The sequence below is a fragment of the Mediterraneibacter agrestimuris genome (assembly GCF_943193195.1).
GTDB lineage: Bacteria > Bacillota > Clostridia > Lachnospirales > Lachnospiraceae > Schaedlerella > Schaedlerella agrestimuris.
Genome location: NZ_CALPDG010000015.1, coordinates 41,055 through 64,005 on the forward strand (window position 1 = coordinate 41,055; position 22,951 = coordinate 64,005).

Below are 22,951 nucleotides of genomic sequence, written 5' to 3' on the forward strand. Positions count from 1 at the left end.
ATACACAGCATTTCCTTAAAATATTTGTGTACATTATGGCTCCGGTAGTAGTTGCTATTCTTTGCACATGACGGTAATATGTCACTACCGAAAGGGAAAACAAAGAAAAACGGAGGAAACAGACATGACAAGATTTCAAAGGGAACTGAACGGGGAGCTTGGAGCATACTGGAAGAAGGAAGCGGAAAAGGAACTGGAACGGGTGAAAACAGACCTGCAGGACGGCAAGATTACCATTGACGAGAACGGGGTTGCCCGCAACTGCATCGGCAGGGTGCTGATGAGCGACATGCTGGAAAAGCTGGCAATGGTCACTGACAGAGTCAGCGTGGAGGCAACCACAGCGGCCAGGGACAAAGAGGTTTCTGAATCCCTTGCAGAATACCGGAAAAATGCAAGGCCGGTTTCCGAAGAGGAGCGCATGGAGATGCAGGCTGCTTTTGGAAAGGGAACCACGGTGGTCAACATCCTGACCGGTGAAAAGACGGAACTTTAAAGAACAGCCGCTGCAGGCATAACCCCGGAAGGGGCTGTGCCTTGTTATCCCCGTTTTTATATAGATTGATTTTATGTAAGGGCTTCTTTGGAGGTCCTTTTTGTTTGCCCATTTTTGCGGAAAGGAGGGATGCCGGATGGCGACAAGGGGAAGAAAACCGACTCCGACAGCAGTGAAAGAGCTGGAAGGGAATCCGGGCAAGCGCCCATTAAATGATAAAGAACCGAAACCTGTCAAAAAGGCACCGTCCTGCCCGAAGTGGCTGGAGCCGGAGGCAAAGAAGGAGTGGCGGCGTCTGGCAAAGCAGATGGAGCAGATCGGCATCCTGACGGAAGTGGATATGGCGGCCTTTGCCGGATACTGTCAGGCATACGCCAGATGGAAAGAGGCGGAAGAGTTCATCACACAGCACGGTTCTATTGTAAAGACCCCGTCCGGGTACTGGCAGCAGGTACCGCAGGTAAGTATTGCCCAGACTTATCTGAAAATCATGAACCGCTTTGCCGAGCAGTTTGGCCTGACCCCTTCCTCCCGGAGCCGGATCATTGCGGATACGGACAGCCGGGGCGGTGCTGTGGATGAGATGGAGGAACTGCTGGGAGGTGGTAGCTGATGGCAGAGACAAGGCCGAAGGATTACCCAAAACTTAAAAACTATCAGCCTACAAGGTTTATGCTGCCGACCTCTCATTATGAGAAAGCGAAAGCAGACCGGGCAGTGAGGTTTATAGAGAATTTAAGACACACCAAAGGAAAATGGGCGGGGAAACGCTTCTGGCTGCTGCCCTGGCAGGAGCAGATCATCCGTGACATTTTTGGTGTGGTGAAGGAGGATGGGAACCGGCAATTTCTGACGGCTTTTGTTGAAATTGGAAAAAAGAATGGAAAGAGCGAGCTTGCGGCGGCAGTTGCCCTTTATCTTTTGTATGCGGATAATGAGCCGTCTGCGGAAGTGTATGGGGCGGCGGCAGACCGGCAGCAGGCATCCATTGTCTTTGACGTGGCAAACCAGATGGTGCGGATGACACCGGCGCTGATGAAACGGAGCAAGATCATGGGGGCCACCAAGCGGATCGTGAATTACTCCAATGCCGGGTTTTATCAGGTGCTTTCCGCTGAAGTCGGTACCAAGCATGGATTGAACGTATCCGGGCTGGTGCTGGACGAGGTCCATGCCCAGCCAAACCGGAGATTATATGATGTCCTGACCAAAGGTTCCGGTGACGCCAGGGAACAGCCATTGTTCTTTTTGATCACCACGGCAGGGACAGAGAAAGAGTCGATCTGTTATGAACTGCATACCAAGGCGGTGGATATCCTTGCCGGCAGGAAAGTCGATCCTACTTTTTATCCTGTGGTGTTTGGGCTGACGGATGAGGATGACTGGCATAATGAGAAAAACTGGTATAAAGCGAACCCGTCCCTTGGGCAGACGATCCAGATTGAACGTGTCAGGGATGCATACCGGGAGGCGCTGCAGAACCCGGCAGAGGAAAATGTGTTCAAACAGCTGCGTCTGAATATGTGGGTATCCAGTCTGACACGTTTCATCCCGGAACAGATTTATGACCTGGGGAATATCCCAATCGATATGGAATCGCTGAAAGGCCGTGACTGCTACGGCGGGCTGGACTTATCCAGCACTGGTGACATCACGGCCTTTGTGCTGATGTTCCCGCCACGGAATGAAGAAGAGAAATATATCCTGCTCCCGTTTTTCTGGATACCGGAAGAAACCATACCTCTCCGTGTACGGCGGGGCAGTGTTCCCTATGATGTCTGGCAGAAGCAGGGCTATCTTCTGGCAACGGAAGGCAATGTCATTCATTACGGATTTATTGAGAAATTCATCGAGAAGCTGGGAGAAACCTACCACATTTTAGAGATCGCCTTTGACCGGTGGGGAGCGGTGCAGATGGTGCAGAACCTTGAGGGGATGGGATTTACAGTCGTCCCATTCGGTCAGGGGTTTAAAGACATGTCCCCTCCGACCAAGGAATTTTATAAGCTGCTGATGGAAGGGAAGATCATCCATGGCGGCAATCCCGTCCTGCGGTGGATGGCCGGCAATGTAGTGGTGGAAACTGACCCGGCGGAAAATATCAAACCAACAAAGGCAAAATCGCCGGAGAAAATAGATGGCATTGTCGCATCCATTATGGCACTTGACCGCTGTATCCGTAATGCCGGAGCGCAGCAGGGCAGTATTTATGATGATCCTGACCGCGGGCTGCTTGTATTTTAGGCGGATGCCATGTGCTGAAAATAGGAACTTGACTTTCCGCCCATTTAGAGTGATAGATAGGCTACCCTAAAAAGAAAGGAGCCATTCTGATGGAAAATAACAGGGTAAAGGTTATCATGGAAACGATGTGGAGCACAGAGTGGCAGGGGGCGGAAGGAAGCACAGGGCTTCTGCAAAGCGCCGTCTTAAGCCTCTGCGCCGAAGGAAAGGTCACGAAGGAGGAGGCAGTCTACGCGAGGGATACGCTGAATGCACAGCTGCAGCAGATGGGGAAAAGGCCGCAGAAGGATGTGTTTGTGGCAGTGACGCCGGAACTTGCGGATGATGCCGTCCTGTGGCTTAAGAACTGTGCAGCGGAGGCGGAAGAACCGTTTGCCACGGTGATCCGGCAGGCAGCAGAATACCTGCATGATTTCTGGTCGGAAGTAACTGGTACGCTGCCTGCGGAAGCGGAATAAAAGCGATCAGAATGAAACAGCTTAATACCAAATAATGCAGGAACACTCTGGCCCTTATGGGCTGGGGTGTTTCTGCGTTTTCAGTATTGGAGGGGAAACCAATGGGATTTTTAGAATGGATGGGTTTTTCAAAACCCAGGGATGCACCAGAGGAACACAGGCCGGAGGAGGGCAGGACAGAGGAAAAACTGCCGGAGGTGACAGACAGTGTCCGGGATTCCGGACAGATGTTTTCCTTTGGGACGGCGAGCAGCGGGGAGCGTGTGGATGAGCAGTCTGCCATGCAGATCTCCACGGTGTATGCCTGTGTCCGCCTGCTTGCGGAAACAGTGGCTGCGCTGCCGCTCCACCTATACCGGTACACGGATGGCGGGAAAGGGAAAGAAAGCGCCAGTGACCATCCGCTTTACCGGATCTTGTACCGGCAGCCCAACGATGAGATGAGCAGTTTTATCTGGCGGGAAACGATGATGACGCATCTGCTTTTGTGGGGCAACGCCTACTCCCAGATCATCCGGGATGGAAGGAACCAGGTCCTTGGCCTGTATCCGCTGCTCCCGGAAAATGTGGAGGTGGACCGTGACGGGCAGGGAGAGCTTTACTATACCTACCATGCTTACACGGATGAAGTGCCGGGGGAGCAGAACCAGGATATCTATTTCCGGAAGGATGAAATCCTGCATATCCCAGGGCTTGGGTTTAACGGCCTTGTGGGATTTTCCCCGATTGCCATGATGAAGAACAGCCTCGGCACGACTCTGGCCGTGGAGAAGTACGGCGCCTCTTTCTTTAAGAACGGGGCGCAGCCAAGCGGCGTGCTGGAGCATCCGGGTGTCTTAAAAGACCCGCAGAAGATCAGGGATAACTGGACGGCAGTGTATGGCGGTGCCAATAACGCCCATAAGGTCGCCGTGTTGGAAGAGGGGATGTCGTACAAAGCGATCTCCCTGCCGCCGGAGGACAGCCAGTTCCTTTCCACCCGGCAGTTTGGCGTGGAGGAGATCTGCCGTATCTTCCGGGTGCCGCCCCACATGGTGCAGAGCCTGGAACATGCCACGTTTTCCAACATCGAACACCAGTCGATCGATTTTGTGGTACACACGCTGACACCGTGGCTGGTGCGGTTCGAGCAGGCGATCATCAAAGACCTGCTGCTTACGGAGGAGCAGGATGTGCTGTTCCCAAAATTCAACGTGGACGGGCTGCTCCGGGGCGATTACCAGAGCCGGATGAGTGGGTACGCCACGGGTATCAGCAATGGTTTCTTAAGTCCTAACGACATCCATCGCCTGGAGAACATGGACCTGATCCCGGCGGAGGAAGGCGGGGACGATTACTACCTGAACGGCGGGTATGTAAAACTTAAGGATGCCGGAAAATTCGCCCAGGTGAAGCAGGCGGCTGTGGGGCAGAACCAGCCGGGGGAAGAAAGACGGGAGCCGTCCGAAGAGGAGGAGACACCTGACAGTGAGAACAGGCGGAGTGAGAGTACGCCGCAAAAACCGAAAGAAAGGAAACGGAAACGATGAAGAAATTCTGGAACTGGATTCATAATGAAGCCGGGGAACGGGTGCTCCGTCTGGAAGGCCCGATTGATGAGGAGTCCTTCTGGGGGGATGAGGCAACGCCGAAGGCATTCCGTGAAGAGCTGGAAGCAGGCAGCGGGGATATTACCGTCTGGATCAATTCACCAGGCGGAAATGTGTTCGCTGCAGCAGAGATTTACACGATGCTCCGGGATTACAAGGGGGCAGTCACCGTCAAGATTGATGCGGTTGCAGCTTCCGCTGCCTCCGTGGTAGCGATGGCTGGAAGCAGAGTCCTGATGTCCCCGGTGGCAATGCTGATGGTGCATGACCCGTCAACCATTGCCTTTGGGAATACCAAGGACATGGAAAAAGCAATCCATACTCTTAACGAGGTAAAGGAAAGCATCATCAATGCCTACGCTGCCAAGAGCGGGCTGTCCCACAGCCGCATTTCCAATCTCATGTCCAATGAAACGTGGATGAATGCGAAGAAAGCGGTGGAGCTTGGGTTTGCAGACGAAATCCTCTTTGATGACGCAGAGCCGGAAAAAGAGGAAGAGGGGGAAGAGGAAGAGACAGAGGAGGAAGAGGAGCAGCCGGGTATCCATCTGGAGGCACAGCTTTATTCCACCAGACAGATGGGGCTTACGATCCTGAACCGCCTTGGCGTAGGCAATGGGAAACCTCCTGGGAAGCCGCCTTTGGATACACACACGGAGCCCCCCGGACCGGGAGAAGATAAACCGCCGCATCCGGTCATCAGCATGGACGGCACAACGGAAGATGGCAGTGTGCCATATCTGATCTTAGAAAAACAGCTGGAGTGCTTGAAGTAAGGCAAAAGCCTGAAACAAACAGTTCCGGCTATTTTTATGCCCTAAAACCAGCAAACACATTTTTTATGGAGGAAATGACGATGAGTAAGATTCTTGAACTGAGAAGCAAACGCAACACCCTCTGGGAGCAGACGAAGGCATTCCTGGAGCAGCACCGCGGGGAGAACGGCCTTGTAGCTGCCGACGCGGTGGAGCAGTACAACAAAATGGCCCAGGAGGTCAAAGACCTGGGTGCAGAGATCGAGCGCCTGGAGCAGCAGGCAGAGATTGACGCCAGACTGTCGACCCCGACTTCCAATCCGGTACACGGCAATCCGAAGAACGGAAACCCGAAGGATAAGGGCACCAGCCCGACCGGGACTGAGGAATACCGGAATGCGTTCTGGGATATGATCCGCAGCCGCGGCAACTATGGCGAGGTGAGGAACGCCCTGTCTGTCGGTGTGGACACGGAGGGCGGATACACTGTACCGGATGAGTTTGAAAAGAAGCTGGTGGAGGCGCTGGAGGAGAACAACATCTTCCGCGGCATGGCAACGGTCATCCGTACCAGCTCCGGCACCCGCAAGATCCCGGTGGCGGAGGATACCGGGGAGGCAAGCTGGATCGATGAGGGGGAGGAAATCCCGGAGAGCGATACCACGTTTGGGCAGACCATGCTGTCGGCATACAAGCTGGGTACCATGATCAAGGTTTCCAATGAACTCCTGAACGATTCCGCTTTTGACCTGGCGACTTATATCGCCCGCCGTTTTGGCGTGCGTATGGGTAACGCGGAGGAGAAGGCGTTCCTTACCGGGGACGGCGTGGGCAAGCCGCTGGGTATCCTGGACGATGCCGGGGCAAAGGTGGGTGTGACTACGGCAGCCCAGACGAAGCTGACCTTTGATGAAATCTTTTATCTGTACTACGCACTGAAAGCGCCGTACCGCAAGAAAGCGGAGTTTCTGTGCAATGAGGCGGTGGTGCTGCAGCTGATGACCTTAAAGGACAACAATGGAAACTATATCTGGAAACCGGGCCTTGAGATCGGGAAGCCGGATACCCTGTTAAACCGTCCGCTTAAGACCTCTGCCTTCATGCCGGCCGTGGCAGCAGGGAACAAGGTGCTGGCTTTTGGCGACTACAGCTATTACTGGATCGCAGACCGCCAGAACCGTACCTTCCGCAGGCTGAATGAGCTGTATGCCCGCACCGACCAGGTAGGTTTCCTCACTACGCAGCGTGTGGACGGAAAGCTGATCCTGCCGGAAGCGGTGCAGGTGCTCCAGATGAAGGCCAGCACAGCCGGCGCATAAGGAAAGGGGGATACGGCCATGGCACTGGTTTCGCTTGGGGAAGCCAAGGCATATCTGCGGGTGGATTCTTCGGATGAGGATGCCATGGTCGGCATCCTCTTAGCTTCTGCCGGAAAGCTGTGTGCGGATGTGGCGCGGCTCTCGGATGGGCAGTGGGCGGCAGTAAACAGCACGGGAAATGAAAATGGCACGGCAGGGTATACAGCGGAGGAACTTTCCCGGATACGGGAAGTGATGAAGGCGGCGGTGCTGTATGCCCTTGCCTATCTGTATGAACACCGGGAGGAAGCGGACCATCACGGGCTCACCCTGACACTGCGGTCCCTCCTGTTTTCCATCCGGGAAGGGGTGCTTTAAAGGGAGGGGCGGATGTGGAGATTTCAAAATTAAATGAGCGCATTGTGATTGAAAAGAATGCGGTAACTGTGGATGCCATCGGCAACCACAGGAACACCTGGACGGACTATTTTTCCTGTTATGCTTATGCCTCCACCTATCAGGCAGAGGAGAAAGAAGAGGCAGCCGCAACGGAGGAGCGTTCCATCACCTTTACGGTGCGCTGGTGCAGTGAGACGTCTGTGGTCACTTCCACAGGCTTCCGTGTGAGGTTCCGGGGCGAGGCTTACGACATTGAAGCGGTGGACCTGATGAATTACCAGAAGAAGGAGGTCCGGTTCAAATGCAGGAGGGAAGCAAGACCATGAGAAAGGGAGGTAACGGCCTATGGCAAAAAGGATACCGGCAGACCAGCTTTCCAGTGAGATCCTATCCGCGCTGGAAGAGTATAAGAAGGTGACGGACGAAGTGGTGAAAACAGCGGTGAATTCCGTATCAAAAGAGACAAAGGCGATGGCGCAGGCCGGCTCCCCGGTCAGGTCCGGCGGCTACCAGAAGGGCTGGGCGGTCAAAAAGACCTCGGAGAAAACCGGGCAGGTCAGCGTTACCGTATATAACCGTACCAAGCCGGGGCTGACACACCTTCTGGAGAAAGGCCACGCCAGGAGGGGCGGGGGACGTGTGGCAGGAAAGCCGCATATCGCCCCGGCGGAAGCGTATGCGGTGAATGAACTGGAAGCGGCGATCAAAAGGGGGTTATCGTGATGGATTATGAAACGATTGCAGCTATGTTAGAGGGCACGGGGCTACCCTTCGCTTATCACCACTTTGCGGAAGGGGAGTCGCCACAGCCTCCTTTTCTCTGCTACCTGACACCCGGCAGCAGCAACTTTGCGGCAGACGGAAAGGTTTACTTCAAAGTAAAGCAGCTGGACGTGGAACTCTATACGGACAGGAAGGCACCGGAACTGGAAGAACGGCTGGAGGCGGCTTTTGACGCTTACGGCCTGTTCTATGAAAAATCGGAAACCTACATTGAGTCCGAGAAACTGTACGAAGTGATTTATGAAATGGAGGTATGAAAGCGATGGGGAACAAAGTCAAATATAATCTGAAAAATGTCCATGCCGCACGGCTTACGGAAACGGTGGCAGACGGAGAAACCACCTTTACCTACGCTGCACCAAAGGCAATCCCTGGTGCGGTCAGTATCAGCCTGGATGCGGAGGGGGAATCCAGCCCGTTCTATGCGGACGGAATCGTGTATTTCCGTTCTGTGACCAACAACGGATACAGCGGGGATTTGGAGATTGCACTGATCCCGGAGTGGTTCCGCACAGAAATCCTGCAGGAGGAACTGGATGGCAAGGGCGTCCTGGTGGAAAACAGCGGCGTCGGGGAGAGCGTGAAGTTCGCCCTGCTCTTTGAGTTTGACGGGGATGTAAACGCCATCCGCCATGTGCTGTATAACTGCAGCGCATCCCGCCCGTCCATTGAGTCTGAAACGAAAGAGGACACCATTGAACCGGGGACAGAAACGCTGTCCATTACGGCAGACCCGCGTTCTGACGGGCTGGTAAAGGCCAGGACAGGCGATACCACGGACAAGGAGGCATATACAAACTGGTATAAATCGGTGTATCTGCCAACGGAAAAAGAGGCAGGGCAGGAAGGAGCGTAAAAGATGCTGAAACGGGAAATTGAAATTTGTGGGAAGAAGGTGGCCTTCCGGTCATCGGCCACCATCCCCCGCCTGTACCGGGCGAAGTTTAAACGTGATATTTTCAAAGACCTTACCAAGCTGGAGAAATCCTACAAAGGAAAGACCGAGGAAGGGGAGGAGTTCCAGATCGAGGACCTGGAGATCTTCGAGAACGTGGCTTATATCATGGCCTACCATGCGGACAACTCCATCCCACCGACCATTGAGGAGTGGCTGGACCAGTTTGATATGTTCTCCATCTATGAGGTGCTGCCGCAGATCCTGGAACTGTGGGGCCAGAATATGATGGTGGAGGTACAGGCAAAAAAAGAGTTGGCAGGAGTACAAGGGAAATGACCACGCCCCTGTTCCTCCTGCGGAGTGTAGAACTTGGCATTTCGATTTCTGACCTCGACCTGCTCACGGTCGGGCTCGTCATTGATATGTGGACAGAAAAAGCCAATGACGGTGCAAAGTATGAAAAGGTGGCCCGTGAGGCTGTGCAGGCGGATTTTGATGCCTTCTGATACAAATAATCCCACAGGGGGATTCCTGTGGGATTATATACGGTATCTCGTTATGTCTTTCCAGTTGGAAGGGAAGCCCATCATGGAAAGAAGCGAATTTTCACTGATCTGGCTGCTGCTTTTGGTGTATTTACGCAGGATGTGGATCATCGCGCGTTTGAATTCCAGGAAATCCTGCTTCGGAAGAAGGTAACGGAAGGCAACCACTAACCCAAACAGGTCACGTTTGCCGAGCAGGTACTGATTTCCTTTTTTGGCGATTCCAAGTTTTTCATGCAGTACGGTATCTGGAAAATCAATCTGTATCCGGAAAGAATACAGCCGTTCATTATGGGCGCAGACGTTGCGGAACAGTGTAAGGATTTTCAGGTACCTCTCCAGATCCTTTTCATTCACGCCTGGAAATTCCTTGCTGATATCACTCTGCATCTGGAATGGAAGCAATGTGTAAAATTTTGATATTTGTCCGTATGTAAGGGCATTGACCAGAACCCAGAGAGGGACATTGTGATACACGTTCCTTTGATGTACCAAATATTTATGTTCTTTGTTGCGGGTGGCATGGTATGTCAGCAGTTGTATCAGGTAAGCAATATCGGAAGCGTTCTTCCGGCTGTTGTTGTAGTTATTTGGATTCAGGTATGCGCTTTGCTGTTCTCCGTGTTTACTGCAGAAAGAATAGGAAACCAGCTGGCGGATTTTACATTCTATCTGGCATAGATACCGAAACACAAGTTCCCGCAGGGAAAGGTCAAACTGATATAGGGCGAGCACATCTTCAAAAGAAGCATTGTTTTGGTAGATCCGGGTCATTGGATTGATGAAAGGTGTTTTATAGCCGCCGATCAGGGAAAAATAACCGATGTTTTTGAGAACCGTTTTTGCGTATTCTGTATCGGCAATCTGCAATTGCTTTTCATCCACCAGTTTGTCGATCTGCTCATCGTATGTTAGAAATGGCTTTGCCACAGTTGCTTCCTCCTTCCCGGCAAAATAAAAAAGGAGGGCCCTCAGGTCCTCCCCCGGTCTCAGTCCTCGCGAGTATCTGAAACCTGATCACTGGAATAAAGTCTACCATACGGACGGCTGAAAGTCAACAGCTTTTTCACAGTCCGGCAGACTTCATTCCATAATGCAGTATATGTAAAAAACAAAAAAATATCCACAGATAGTTTAAAGGCTCGGAGAAATCCGGGCTTTTCTTTTGCACATTTTTGGGAGGTGAGGAACAGTGGCAAGCAGGATCAAGGGCATCACGATTGAGATTGGCGGCGATACTACAGGCTTAGACAAGGCCCTGAAAAGCGTCAATTCATCGATCGCCCACACCCAGAGTGCCTTAAAGGATGTCAATAAGCTGCTGAAGCTGGACCCCTCCAACACGGAGCTTCTCACACAGAAGCAGAGGCTGTTAAAGGACGCAGTCGCTTCCACAAAGGAAAAGCTGGAAGCATTAAAGCAGGCTCAGGTGCAGGCAAAGGAGCAGTTGGAGAACGGGACGCTTGGGCAGGACAAATACGATGCCCTCCAGCGTGAGATCGTTGAAACCGAACAGGAACTGCGTCGGCTCCAGGAGCAGGCGGCAACTACAAACACAGCCCTTGCCAAGATTGACGAGATTGGCGGCAAGCTGGAAAATGTGGGCAATTCCATCTCTGGTGTCGGTAAGAAGATGATGCCCATTTCCACAGCAGTCGGCGGTTTAGGTATAGCCGCGGTCAAGACGGCTGCGGACTTTGATTCTGCCATGAGCCAGGTGGCGGCAGTCTCCGGTGCGACCGGGGATGACTTGCAGGCTCTTAGGGATAAGGCCCGTGAGATGGGCGAGAAAACGAAGTTCTCCGCATCCGAGGCGGCCCAGGCCATGAACTACATGGCAATGGCAGGCTGGAAGTCAAAGGATATGATCTCCGGTATTGACGGTGTCATGAACCTTGCGGCGGCTTCCGGCGAAGACCTGGCGACCACATCGGATATCGTGACGGATGCCCTCACTGCCTTTGGGCTGACGGCTGCGGACTCCGGGCATTTTGCGGATATCCTTGCGGCGGCAAGCTCGAATGCGAATACAAACGTATCCATGATGGGTGAAACCTTCAAATACTGTGCGCCGATTGCGGGCGCACTTGGTTTTTCCGCAGAGGATACGGCGGAAGCTATCGGACTGATGGCAAATGCCGGTATCAAATCCTCCCAGGCAGGCACGGCGCTGCGTACCATCATGAACAACCTTGCCGGGGATGTGAAGATCAGCGGCCAGGCCATCGGGGATGTGACTATTGCCACGACAAATGCAGATGGCAGCATGAGGAGCTTATCTGACATCCTCGCAGACTGCCGGACGGCGTTTGGTCATTTAACAGAGTCGGAAAAAGCGCAGGCGGCTGAGTCCCTCGTGGGCAAGAACGCAATGAGCGGATTCCTTGCACTTATGAATGCGGCTCCTGCTGACATAGAAAAGTTAAGCGGTGCCATTGATAACTGTGACGGAACTGCGGAGAAAATGGCGGCGACCATGCAGGATAACCTGATGGGACAGCTTACCATCTTAAAGAGCCAGTTGGAGGAGCTTGCCATTTCCTTTGGCGAGATGCTGATGCCTGCCATCCGCAGCATTGTGACGAAAATCCAGGAGTTCGTGGATAAGCTAAACGGCATGGATGAGGGCACCCGTGAGATGGTCTTAAAGATCGGCCTTCTGGTGGCTGCCATCGGTCCTTTCCTTGTGATCCTCGGCACTACCATATCGAAGATCGGCACGGCCATGAAAGGGTTTGTGCAGTTGGCGAATGGCTTTAGTAAGCTGAAGGTGGCGGTACAGGGCGGCACCGGCCTCTTTGGAAAGCTGGGTGCGGCTATCGGTGGCATCTCGGCTCCTGTTGTGGCAGTGGTGGCAGTTATCGGTACACTGGTGGCTGCCTTCCTGCATTTATGGAACACCAATGAAGGGTTCCGGGAAGCCATCATCGGCACATGGAACACCATCAAGGAGACGGTCAGCACCTTCTGCCAGGGAATCGTTGACCGGCTGAATGCGCTGGGATTCAGCTTCAAGGACATCACGGAAGTGCTCTCAGCGGTATGGAACGGCTTCTGTTCCCTGCTTGCCCCGGTCTTTGAGGGAGCGTTCCAGGCGATTGCCACAGTCCTCTCTACGGTACTGAATGTCATCACCGGCATCCTGGATGTGTTTATCGGCCTGTTTACCGGGAACTGGTCGCAGATGTGGAACGGTGTCAAGACGATCTTTTCCAGTGTGTGGGAAGGGATCAAGGGTGTTCTGTCGGCCGCGGTTACCATCATTCAGGGCGTTGTGGATGTGTTCTTCGGCTGGTTTGGCACGAGCTGGAGCGGGGTCTGGACGAATATCAAGACCTTCTTTGAGGGCATCTGGAATGGCATTGTGGCCTTCTTCTCCGGTATTTGGGAGACCATCACAAACGTGGTGCAGACGGGGATCATGCTGATCGGTTCCATTTTGAGTGCCGCTTTTGACATTATCACGCTGCCATTCCGGTTTATCTGGGAGAACTGCAAGGAAATCATTACAAATGTGTGGAATGCCATCAAGAATACGGTGTCTACGGTTATCAACGCCGTGGCAGGAGTCATTTCCACGGTGATGGGTACCATCAAAAATGTGATCTCCACAGTCTGGACGGCGATCAGCACAAAGATTTCTACGGTGCTGAACACGATTAAAACGGTGGTTTCTACAGTATTCAATGCGATCAAGTCCGTGGCATCCACGGCCTGGAATGGCATCAAATCCGCCATTTCTACAGTGGTGGATGGGATTAAGAGCAAGGTATCCTCCGTATTTAATGCGGTTAAAAGTACCGTCACTTCCGTATTCAACGGCATTAAGAGTACCACCGCTTCCGTTTGGAACGGAATCAAGAGTGCTATTATTACGCCGATTGAGGCGGCGAAGAATACGATCAAGGGTATCGTGGATAAGATCACCGGATTCTTCTCCGGTATGAAGATTTCCCTGCCCCATATCAAGCTGCCGCATTTTAGTATTTCCGGCAAGCTGTCTATTGCGCCACCGAGTGTCCCGCACCTGTCGATTGACTGGTACAAGGAAGGTGGTATCATGACCAGGCCGACTCTGTTCGGCATGAACGGGATGAACCTGATGGCGGGCGGTGAAGCGGGAGCGGAGGCAATCCTGCCGCTGAAGAACTTTTATAACCAGTTGGAGAGTATCCTTTCCAACCGTCTGGATACCAGTGCGATGGAGCAGTACCTTGCGGTCATTGCCGCCAACAGCAGTAAGGGCATTTATCTGGAGGACGGGACTTTGGTAGGGCATCTGCTCCCGGCCATTGACAGTAAATTGGGGCAGATGCAGAAGCTGAACAGGAGGTTGAGTCTATGAGGCCGGATGTAAAACTGAATGAGATCTGGGTGTCCGGCCTGGGGTGGCTGCGGGAGAGTGTGAACTTCCCCACGCCGCAGTCCCAGACGAACACCATCGTGGTGCCGGGGAGGAACTCCCCCATCCGCTACACGGAGGCTCTTGGGCGGGTATCTTACCAGCCGCGGAGTTTTGAGATCGTCCTTTCCATGCTCGGCACCAGGGCGCAGTTTAATGAAAAAGTCAGCGCGGTTGTAAACCGGTTTGCGGGGCATCTGGTGAAGGTGGTCTGCAGCGAGGAACCAGGGCTGTATGCCATCGGCACACTGGAAATGTCACCGGCCTATGATCCGCTGACGGGGAAAGGGCAGCTTACCATAAGCTGTTCGGATGGGGATTCCTACCGCTACCATGTGGAAGAAACGGTGGTTACTTTTACGGGCGGCGGCAGCGTGTATCTGGATAATGACTATATGCCAGTGGTTCCGGTCATCACGGCAACGGAAGAAACGGCACTGAGCTGGCAGATCGGCACGGATACTTTCCGTAAGACGGTCAGTTCCGGCACGTGGGAGTTTCCGGAGATGGAGCTGCAGGCTGGACGGAATACCATATCGGTGACAGGCTCCGGCACGGTGACCTTCCGGTACCGGGAGGGATGCCTATGAGACTGTTCCGAATCTATGTGGACGGGGCGCTGTTTTACCATCCGCAGTTATCAAAACTGGCAGTCACGGAAGCAAAGGTGGAGGAGGATGCGGAGAACATTGACAGCCTGACGCTTTCCGCTCCGTACAACCATCCGTATCTTGCTGCCATCAAACCGATGGCTTCTGTCATTGTGTGCAAAAAAGGAAATGAGGTTGTTTTTGAAGGGCGGGCACTGGATGATGGCAGTGATTTTTATAACACTCACACATGGACCTGTGAATCGGCGCTGGCTTATCTGAAGGACAGCCAGCAGCCGCCATACAGCTATAAAGGCACTCTCCGGGGACTGCTGGAATACTTCATTGCGGAGCATAACAAATGCGTGGAGGAACAGAAGCGGTTCATGGTTGGGGAGGTTACTGTGATTGATACCAACGATTACATTTCCTATAGCTGTTCGGATTATTCCATGACGCTGGATGCCATTAAGGATAAGCTCATCAAAACACACGGAGGGTATCTGCGGCTCAGATATACCGGTTCCGGCAAGGTTCTGGATTATCTGGCAGATTTTACGGAGGCATCGCTCCAGAAGGTGGAGTATGGGAGAAACCTCACCGATGTAAAAATCACCTTCGACCACACGGAGCGGGTGACCGCACTGATCCCTCTGGGTGCAAAAATGAAAACCACGAATGAAGAAGGGAACGAGGTGGAGTCGGATGAACGGGTAACCATTGAATCGGTGAACGATGGAAAAAACTATGTGTTTGATGAGGATGCAGTGAAGGAGATCGGCTGGATTTGGACTACCGAGATATGGGAGGATGTAACGCTTCCCGGCAATTTGCTGCGTAAGGCAAAAGCCAGAATATCTGAGCTGGCTAAAGGCATTACCAGCATGGAACTGACCATCGTGGATGAGTCGGATACCGGGGCGGATATCGCAGATATCCATGCAAGACAGTACGTGTACTGCTTGTCCCCGCCCCACGGGATTGACGGGAGGTATCTGTGTATCCAGAGGACAAGGGATTACCTGAACCCATCCGGCAATACCATTACCATCGGGGCAGGCGGTATCCGCCTGACTGCCATCAGCGCAAAGCAGAACGCAAACTTAAGCACACTGGAGCAGGATATCCTGGGGCAGACGGAAAAGATCGAGAACATCTATGGCAAGGTCGAGGATATCAGTACGGCGAAGATGTACCGGACGGAGCTGGTGGTGGAGGGTACGAGCATCTTCCGGGATAAGGGGCAGCAAAGCATTCTCCGGTGTAAAGTACTGTCCTGGGATAAGGATATCACGGACACCCTCCCGGATTCTTCTTTTTCCTGGCACCGCAAGTCCGGCAATGCGGAGATGGATGCTGATTGGGACGGGCTGCATGGAGGAATGAAAACTGTAACCATATCAACCGAGGATGTGTTAGATAATGCGTCCTTTTATTGTGAAGTCACTATTTAATTTGAAGGAGGAACACAAATGCCTACTATCTTAACATCCAGCCAGCAGACTTTCGTGGACATCACAGACCAGCGGAAGCTGTCGGCCTATATCACATCGAACCTGCCAAAGACGCAGAGTGAGGACCCGAATACCCTGCCCCACGCCTATGCGCCGAGCTGGGCAGCAAACCATCTGGTGCTCACCCCGGTTATTTTCTTAGACCAGACCAACGTGGCGCTGGATGCATCCGGGCTGACGATTTCGTGGAAACGGAAAGACGGCACGGGCGCAGAGTCCGCCCTTTCCGCAGGTGAGACTGTGTCCGGCGGTATTTTGACGGTGAGCCAGAATAAGCTCTCCGCATCTTCCTCTGGCATGATCACCTATATCTGCTACATCAGTTATTACGATTCCGAAACAAAGAACACGGTGAATATCTCTTCGGATATCACTTACACGCTGGTCAGGAATGCGGAGAATGCGAAGCTGGCGTATGTGACCGCGGACACCTACGTGTTCAAATACAACACCAGTTCCGCTTTGGTCGGGGCATCCCAGGCGACACTTACTGCGCAGGTGCAGGGGGTGGCGGTCAGCAAGTGGCAGTACCTGAATGGTTCCGGTGTATGGACAGATTACCCGACTACTTCGGATAACACCAGTATCACCGGCGGCACACTGGTGGTGAAGCCTGCCCATGCGGTGTTCTTCAATAACGTGGCACAGATCAAGCTGGTGACGGATGATGCGGATGTATTCGATACCATCTCCATCACGAAGATGTATGACGGGGAGCAGGGAAAGCCCGGCCAGGCCGGTTCCGGCGGCTTGTCTGTTATCCTCGGAAATGAGGCGCAGAATGTGGCCTGCACCACAGGCGGGGCGGTCCAGACCGCTCTGGATATAACGATCCCCTTTACCGGGTATGTGGGAATTACGCAGACTGCCTGTTCCTGCACTGTGGGGACGCTGCCCACAGGCGTAACCGTCAAATCGAATACGGCAGCGACCGCATCGGCGGCAGGCTCTGTGGTGCTTGCCTTTGCCGCGAATGCTACCCTTGGCGGCGCATCGGTGCTCAACGGCACCATTGACCTGACCTTTGCCATCTCCGAAAAGAGCGTGGTGAAGAAATTCGCCTGGACGAAATCCAATAAGGGCAGCAACGGGGCCAGTGCGGTGGTGTTCTCCATTTATGCGCCCAACGGTACAGTGGTATTAAACCAGTCCGGCTCCCTGGTGCTTGCGACCTCGGCCTACAGCGGTGCGACAGAGATCACCACGGGGGCAACTTACCAGTGGGCGAAATATTCTGCCGGGAAATGGACGGATATCAGCGGAGCCACTTCTGACACGCTGACGGTCTCCGGGGCTGATGTGGTGAACATCCAGTCTTATAAATGCACCATGACTTATGGCGGCAAGTCTTATGTGGATGTGATTACAGTGGAAGATAAGTCTGACCCCTATGTGTCGGAGATGCTTTCCATTGGAGGATTCACGGTCAAGAACAACCTCGGCGGCCTGGTTCCTTATGTGATCGTCCGTACCAACCAGAAGGAAATGGATGCCCTGCTCGGAAATATCAGCGAGACAGCACCCTCCACACCAACAAGCGGCATGTTCTGGTATAAGATTGACCACACAGCAAAAACGGTCACGCTGATGAAATACAACGGGACGGCATGGGCTGCGGCAACAGAGAAACAGAAGCTGACCTACACATGGTACAAGCAGGATAAGGACGGGAAAGAGACAGCATTCGGCAAGACCGGAAAGGTCATCTACCTTTCTGCGGATGACATCGACAGCATTGCCACCCTGCAGTGTGACGTTTCCAACTAAGGGGGTGGCGGCATGGCGCTTTTGACCATCTGCCAGCATACCTTCCAGAACGTGCAGGCGTATGAGGATGCCGTGGAGGATGTGGAGGCGTTAAAGGTCAATGTCCGGGAGTGCTACTCGGAGATCACCAAGACCTCGGAGCAGATACAGAGCTCTGTCCGTGAGACCTACCTTGCCAAGTCGGAGCTGGAGAGCATCCAGCAGGATTTTCAGGCGAGCATTACACAGAACAGCAGTGAGATCCGTATGGACTTTACGCAGATCACCAATGAGATCATTAACAACGTGTCTGCGAACCAGACGCTTTTAGAGGAGTATATCCGGTTTAAAGGTGCGCTGATTGAACTTGGCAAGGTGGGGAATGCGTTCACGGCGGAACTTTCCAATGAAGAACTGGCCTTTAAGGAGAACGGGCAGAAGATTGCCTATATCTCCAACCAGAGCCTTGTTATCACCAATGCGGAGATACGGAACAAGCTGTCCCTGGGCAATGAGAGCCGGGGATGGTTTGATTTCATTCCCAGGGCTAATGGGAACCTGTCGATCAAATGGCGTGACCCGGTTGGTTAAAGTTTATGAGGAAGGAGGAGACAGGGCATGGCAGCAAGCGGCAGCTTTTCCGGCTCCATCCACAGCGGCCATTATGTGCTGCGGGTGGACTGGACACAGACGAAAAATATATCGGCAAACACCAGCACCATCACAGCGAAAGCCTATCTGGTCAATGACTGGAATTTAAACATTTATGGGCGTTCGGATAATACGCTGACCATTGATGGCACGGCACAGAACTATGCATCCCCGGCAATCAGCGGTACGGGGACCACGCTGCTCGGCACTGTTACACAGACGGTCAGCCATGCCAGTGACGGGACGAAGAGCCTGAATATGAGCGCGGTATTCTATATCCGCGCGACATTAAGCGGCACGTATTATGAGTCCATTACAGCCAGTGCCACGATCACGCTGGATTCCATTGCGAGGGCATCCAGTGTGTCCGCTACCAATGCCACGATGGGTTCCGCATCCACGATTAACATCAGCCGTGCATCTTCTTCCTTTACGCATACGCTGACCTATACTTTTGGAAGTGCGAACGGAACGATTGCTACAAAAACAACAGCCACATTGGTATCGTGGACGCCGCCGGTTTCCCTGGCAAGCCAGATACCAAAGGCGGTGACCGGGACCTGCACCATCACCTGTACCACCTATAATGGCAGCACGAAGATTGGAAGCAAAACCTGTACGCTGACGCTGACCGTTCCGGCCTCGGTCAAACCAACGATTACGAGCCTGACTGCGGTAAGGGTGGACGGAGATGTGCCAAGCGCATGGGGGATTTATGTGCAGACGAAATCAAAGGCAAAACTGACCATCAATGGGGCGGCAGGAAGCTACGGCTCCACGGTTTCTTCCTATTCCATTACAGGCGGAGGGTACACCAGCACGGCCTCCAGTTTTACCACAGGTTTCTTAAACAGCAGCGGCTCCATCACGTTTACGGCAACAGTAACAGACTCCAGGGGGCGTGTGTCAGCGACGGCCACAGTAACGATTTCCGTGGTGGCCTATTCCCCGCCCTCCTTTGCCAGTTATCTGTCGCAGAGATGTCTAAGTAATGGGACTGCCAATGATGACGGCACCTATATCCGGGGGCTGGTTTCTTATTCCTACGCTTCCTGCGGCGGAAAAAACACCGTCACCCGTGCCACCTATTATAAGAAAGCATCGGATACTGCGTGGACGAATGCCAGTGCCGCTTTTAGCTCCGGTACGGCATTTACGTTTGGCGGCGGTATGATTTCCACAGAGACTTCTTACGATATCAAATACACTTTGACGGATGCATTCACTACCATTGCCATCCAGGACATTGTTTCTACGGCTGCTGTGGTCATGGATTTTAAACGTGGCGGAAAGGGCGTGGCAGTCGGGAAAGTGTCGGAGGTGGATAATGCCTTTGAGGTTTCTGAGGACTGGGATGTCCGGGTGTATGGGAAACTTTTAAAAGATTATATCCAGTCCTTTATCAAAACGATGTATCCGGTGGGAAGCATCTATATGAGTGTCAATGCCACCAACCCTTCTGCTTATTTTGGGGGCACCTGGGTTGCTTGGGGCGCAGGGCGTGTGCCTGTGGGAATTAATACGGCGGATGGCAACTTTAACACGGTGGAAAAGACAGGCGGTGCGGCAACAGTCACATTGACGACAGCTCAGATGCCTGCGCATACCCACACTTTTACCGGAAGTTCTGCTACAACAAGCAGCAAAGGGGCGCACACCCATAAAGTCGGACGTGATGGGGATGGGGCATCAGGATCAAGCACCTATACAGTGCATAGTGCGGGAGTGTCTGGCGCAGGTGGTACATCACCTACAGGAAGTGCAGGGGCGCATACTCATACTGTTACTGCACAAGGCAGTAATGCCAGTACAGGAGGAGGCGGAGCCCATAATAACTTACAGCCGTATATCGTCTGCTATATGTGGAAACGGACGGCTTAATGAAATAAAGGAAACAGCAAGGACTTCTTTGGAAGTCTATTTTTTGTGCCGCAATGTGGCGGAAAGGAGTGGGGGATGACAGCTGAACAGCAAAATAAAATAAGGGAACTGAGGATGAAAGGGATTGGATACCGGAATATTTCGTCTGAAACAGGAATCCCCCGTGATACGGTAAGAAGCTTTTGCAGAAGGAATGGCTTGGATGGATACGCAGCTGCTATTTATGCAGGAAAAACAGAGGCAGTTCAGAAAAACGGGGTGGAAGGGAAGGAGAACCAATGCCAGAACTGTGGTAAGAAGTTGGAGCAGCCCTCTACAGGAAGAAAGAAAAAGTTCTGTTGTGAGGAGTGCAGGAGGAAATGGTGGAAGCGCCATCCGGAGAAAATCAACCGGAGACAAGAATCTTTTTATACAGAAACTTGTGCTTATTGCGGCAGTGAATTTCTTTCTTATGGGAACAGGGGGCGCAGATACTGTTCCCATGCCTGTTATATCCGTGACCGTTTCTGGCGGGAGGAAGATGGACGGGAGGAATACATCAGCTCTAATACACAAGCTGGATAGAAAGTGCCGTATGGCACATAAAAAGGAGATCAGTGGCGGCCAGTATGGCAGCTGCTTTTTTCATATCAAAATATTTCAAAGAAAGTGAGGAACAGAGCATGAAAAATTTTATCGAAGCAGCACAGTATGCATTTGCGGCACTTGGAGGGGCGGTCGGAGCTGTTATGGGAGGGTTTGACGGATTCCTGTATGCCCTGATCGTGTTCGTGGTGGTGGATTACCTGACAGGAGTCATGGTTGCAGTCTTGAAAAAGGAGCTGTCCAGCGAGGTTGGATTTCATGGGATTTTTAAGAAGGTGGTCATCTTCGCACTGGTGGCAGTGGGGCATATCGTGGACACGCATGTGATCCAGAACGGCAGTGTCATCCGCACGGCGGTGATCTTCTTCTATTTATCGAATGAAGGCATCAGCATTCTGGAAAACGCATCGGTCATCGGCCTGCCGGTACCGCAGAAACTCAAAGATGTGCTGGAACAGCTGAAAGACGGAAAAGGGGAAGAGTAAGCATCGGGTTTCCGGTGCTTTTTTCTTTAGAAAGCGAGGACAGGATTATGAAATTAGTGCAGAGTATTTTGACAAAGAACCCCTGCTATACGGCAGGAAGAAAGATCACGGTCAGGGGGCTGATGCTCCATTCCGTGGGCTGCCCTCAGCCAAAGGCATCCGTGTTTATCAGTTCCTGGAACAGCCCGTCTTATAACAATGCCTGTGTGCATGGCTTTATTGACGGCAGCGATGGCACGGTGTACCAGACCCTCCCGTGGAACCACAGAGGATGGCACTGCGGTTCCGGCAGCAAAGGGAGCGGGAATAACAGCCACATCGGAGTCGAGATGTGCGAACCGGCGTGCATCCGTTACACGGGAGGTTCTTCCTTTACCTGCTCGGATAAAGCAGCCGCGAAAGCTGTGGCAAAGAGAACCTACGAGGCGGCTGTGGAGCTGTTTGCCATGCTGTGTAAACAGTACAGTTTAAATCCGACCGCCGATGGCGTGATTATCAGCCACAGGGAAGGACACAGCCGGGGCATTGCTTCTAACCATGGGGATCCGGAGCATTTGTGGAACGGGCTCGGCATGGGCTACACGATGGACGGATTCCGCAGGGCTGTTAAAGCAAAGATGAACGGTTCCGGCAGTTCTGACGATACGGGTGCTTACGGCCTGCAGGCATCTTCCCTCAAAAATCTCTCCGAGGCGGATGTGATCGCCAGGGTAGGGCCACTGTTTACGAAGGACCAGAAGGAAAGCGGCATCTTGGCATCCGTATCCCTGGCGCAGTTCATTCTGGAAAGCGGTTATGGGAAATCCGAGCTGGCGCAGAATGCCAATAACTGCTTCGGCATGAAGAAGTCTTTGTCCGGGAATACCTGGGGCGATTCTGCTTGGGATGGGAAGTCCATTTATACCAAGAAAACGCAGGAGTATAAGAATGGTGTATATGTGACGGTGACAGCGGACTTCCGCAAGTACCCTTCTGTGGAGAAGTCTATCGCAGACCATTCCGCTTATCTGCTTGGCGCAAAGAACGGAAGTAAGCTGCGCTATGACGGCTTGAAAGGCTGCACCGATTACAAAAAAGCGGTGCATATCATTAAGGATGGCGGATATGCCACTTCCCCGGCTTATGTGGAGAACCTCTGCTCCATCATTGAACGCTGGAAACTGACGCAGTATGACGTGGCGAATGTTGGGGAAACGGAAGTCTGGTACCGGGTGCGTAAGACCTGGGCAGATGCAGTGTCCCAGAAGGGGGCGTTCCGCAGCCTTGCCAATGCGAAGAAATGTGCGGATGAGAATGCCGGGTACTCTGTGTTCGATGAATCCGGTAAGAATATCTACACCGGAAAACAGACAGCGTTTCAGCCTTATCTGGTGAAGGTGGCTGCCTTTGATCTGAATATCCGCAAAGGCCCCGGTACGGATAAGGCCAAGACCGGGAAGTACACAGGCAAGGGTATTTTTACCATAGTGGAAGAGGCAGATGGCCCCGGTGCCTCTAGGTGGGGGCTTCTGAAAGCATACCAGGAAAATCGTGACGGATGGATTTCTTTAGACTACGTTTCTAAAATTTCATAGGATTTGTAAATGCCGGACGGGGATATTTGTTCTCCGTCTGGCTGATTTTTTTACCGTG

At 52.8% G+C, this 22,951-nt stretch carries 24 protein-coding genes; 23 read left to right on the forward strand and 1 reads right to left on the reverse strand.

Going from position 1 to position 22,951, the window contains the following annotated elements:
- Positions 1-124 precede the first annotated feature (124 nt).
- From NFS18_RS09280 to NFS18_RS09345, 14 genes are all read left to right on the forward strand, one after another.
- Complete coding sequence (locus tag NFS18_RS09280; RefSeq protein ID WP_251389779.1) at positions 125-496, forward strand: hypothetical protein; 372 nt, start codon at positions 125-127, stop codon at positions 494-496.
- 136 nt (positions 497-632) lie between these two features.
- Positions 633-1,109: a phage terminase small subunit P27 family gene (locus NFS18_RS09285; protein WP_251389780.1), complete on the forward strand. Its 477-nt coding sequence runs from the start codon at positions 633-635 to the stop codon at positions 1,107-1,109.
- Positions 1,109-2,740 (forward strand): terminase large subunit, encoded by a 1,632-nt coding sequence (locus NFS18_RS09290; RefSeq protein WP_251389781.1) that lies wholly within the window; start codon positions 1,109-1,111, stop codon positions 2,738-2,740. The genes NFS18_RS09285 and NFS18_RS09290 overlap by 1 nt, the downstream gene beginning before the upstream one ends.
- Before the next feature lie 89 nt (positions 2,741-2,829).
- Complete coding sequence (locus NFS18_RS09295; protein ID WP_251389782.1) at positions 2,830-3,198, forward strand: hypothetical protein; 369 nt, start codon at positions 2,830-2,832, stop codon at positions 3,196-3,198.
- Positions 3,199-3,299: 101 nt separating this feature from the next.
- The gene (locus NFS18_RS09300; protein WP_251389783.1) at positions 3,300-4,727 is read left to right on the forward strand and encodes a phage portal protein; all 1,428 of its coding nucleotides are present in this window, start codon (positions 3,300-3,302) and stop codon (positions 4,725-4,727) included.
- Entirely contained in the window at positions 4,724-5,563 is an 840-nt protein-coding gene (locus NFS18_RS19720; RefSeq protein WP_251389784.1) for a head maturation protease, ClpP-related, read from the forward strand. Before NFS18_RS09300 ends, NFS18_RS19720 begins: the two co-directional genes overlap by 4 nt.
- Before the next feature lie 80 nt (positions 5,564-5,643).
- Positions 5,644-6,861 carry a phage major capsid protein gene (locus NFS18_RS09310; RefSeq protein ID WP_251389785.1) on the forward strand — a complete coding sequence of 406 codons (1,218 nt, stop codon included), beginning with the start codon at positions 5,644-5,646 and terminating at the stop codon, positions 6,859-6,861.
- Positions 6,862-6,879: 18 nt separating this feature from the next.
- Entirely contained in the window at positions 6,880-7,218 is a 339-nt protein-coding gene (locus NFS18_RS09315; RefSeq protein WP_251389786.1) for a head-tail connector protein, read from the forward strand.
- A gap of 14 nt (positions 7,219-7,232) precedes the next feature.
- The gene (locus NFS18_RS09320) at positions 7,233-7,565 is read left to right on the forward strand and encodes a phage head closure protein (protein ID WP_251389787.1); all 333 of its coding nucleotides are present in this window, start codon (positions 7,233-7,235) and stop codon (positions 7,563-7,565) included.
- Between the two features lie 19 nt (positions 7,566-7,584).
- Positions 7,585-7,962: an HK97 gp10 family phage protein gene (locus tag NFS18_RS09325; RefSeq protein ID WP_251389788.1), complete on the forward strand. Its 378-nt coding sequence runs from the start codon at positions 7,585-7,587 to the stop codon at positions 7,960-7,962.
- Positions 7,962-8,279 (forward strand): hypothetical protein, encoded by a 318-nt coding sequence (locus NFS18_RS09330; RefSeq protein ID WP_251389789.1) that lies wholly within the window; start codon positions 7,962-7,964, stop codon positions 8,277-8,279. Before NFS18_RS09325 ends, NFS18_RS09330 begins: the two co-directional genes overlap by 1 nt.
- Before the next feature lie 5 nt (positions 8,280-8,284).
- Positions 8,285-8,878, forward strand: coding sequence for a major tail protein (locus NFS18_RS09335; protein ID WP_251389790.1), 594 nt, complete (start codon positions 8,285-8,287; stop codon positions 8,876-8,878).
- 3 nt (positions 8,879-8,881) lie between these two features.
- Entirely contained in the window at positions 8,882-9,256 is a 375-nt protein-coding gene (locus NFS18_RS09340) for a hypothetical protein (RefSeq protein ID WP_251389791.1), read from the forward strand.
- Complete coding sequence (locus tag NFS18_RS09345) at positions 9,253-9,426, forward strand: hypothetical protein (protein WP_251389792.1); 174 nt, start codon at positions 9,253-9,255, stop codon at positions 9,424-9,426. Before NFS18_RS09340 ends, NFS18_RS09345 begins: the two co-directional genes overlap by 4 nt.
- A 33-nt stretch (positions 9,427-9,459) precedes the next feature.
- On the opposite strand, the gene NFS18_RS09350 is transcribed toward NFS18_RS09345, so the two are convergent.
- Positions 9,460-10,395, reverse strand: a complete 936-nt coding sequence (locus tag NFS18_RS09350; protein ID WP_251389793.1) for an Abi family protein — start codon at positions 10,393-10,395, stop codon at positions 9,460-9,462.
- 262 nt (positions 10,396-10,657) lie between these two features.
- On the opposite strand from NFS18_RS09350, the gene NFS18_RS09355 reads away from it, so the two are divergent.
- The 9 genes from NFS18_RS09355 to NFS18_RS09395 all read left to right on the forward strand — a co-directional run bounded on the left by NFS18_RS09355 (position 10,658) and on the right by NFS18_RS09395 (position 22,893).
- Positions 10,658-13,810: a phage tail tape measure protein gene (locus NFS18_RS09355; protein ID WP_251389794.1), complete on the forward strand. Its 3,153-nt coding sequence runs from the start codon at positions 10,658-10,660 to the stop codon at positions 13,808-13,810.
- Between the two features lie 98 nt (positions 13,811-13,908).
- Positions 13,909-14,457: a hypothetical protein gene (locus NFS18_RS09360; RefSeq protein WP_331477617.1), complete on the forward strand. Its 549-nt coding sequence runs from the start codon at positions 13,909-13,911 to the stop codon at positions 14,455-14,457.
- Positions 14,454-15,911, forward strand: coding sequence for a phage tail spike protein (locus NFS18_RS09365; RefSeq protein ID WP_251389796.1), 1,458 nt, complete (start codon positions 14,454-14,456; stop codon positions 15,909-15,911). Before NFS18_RS09360 ends, NFS18_RS09365 begins: the two co-directional genes overlap by 4 nt.
- Positions 15,912-15,929: 18 nt before the next feature.
- A complete protein-coding gene (locus NFS18_RS09370; protein WP_251389797.1) occupies positions 15,930-17,738 on the forward strand; it encodes a hypothetical protein in 1,809 nt (602 codons plus the stop codon).
- 12 nt (positions 17,739-17,750) lie between these two features.
- A complete protein-coding gene (locus NFS18_RS09375; RefSeq protein WP_251389798.1) occupies positions 17,751-18,308 on the forward strand; it encodes a hypothetical protein in 558 nt (185 codons plus the stop codon).
- Positions 18,309-18,335: 27 nt separating this feature from the next.
- On the forward strand, positions 18,336-20,249 hold the full coding sequence (locus tag NFS18_RS09380) for a DUF859 family phage minor structural protein (protein WP_251389799.1): 1,914 nt from the start codon (positions 18,336-18,338) through the stop codon (positions 20,247-20,249).
- Positions 20,250-20,324: 75 nt separating this feature from the next.
- Positions 20,325-20,813, forward strand: coding sequence for an RNA polymerase subunit sigma-70 (locus NFS18_RS09385; RefSeq protein WP_251389800.1), 489 nt, complete (start codon positions 20,325-20,327; stop codon positions 20,811-20,813).
- Positions 20,814-20,911: 98 nt separating this feature from the next.
- Positions 20,912-21,319, forward strand: coding sequence for a phage holin family protein (locus tag NFS18_RS09390; protein WP_251389801.1), 408 nt, complete (start codon positions 20,912-20,914; stop codon positions 21,317-21,319).
- Between the two features lie 47 nt (positions 21,320-21,366).
- Positions 21,367-22,893, forward strand: a complete 1,527-nt coding sequence (locus tag NFS18_RS09395; RefSeq protein ID WP_251389802.1) for a glucosaminidase domain-containing protein — start codon at positions 21,367-21,369, stop codon at positions 22,891-22,893.
- Positions 22,894-22,951 lie beyond the last annotated feature (58 nt).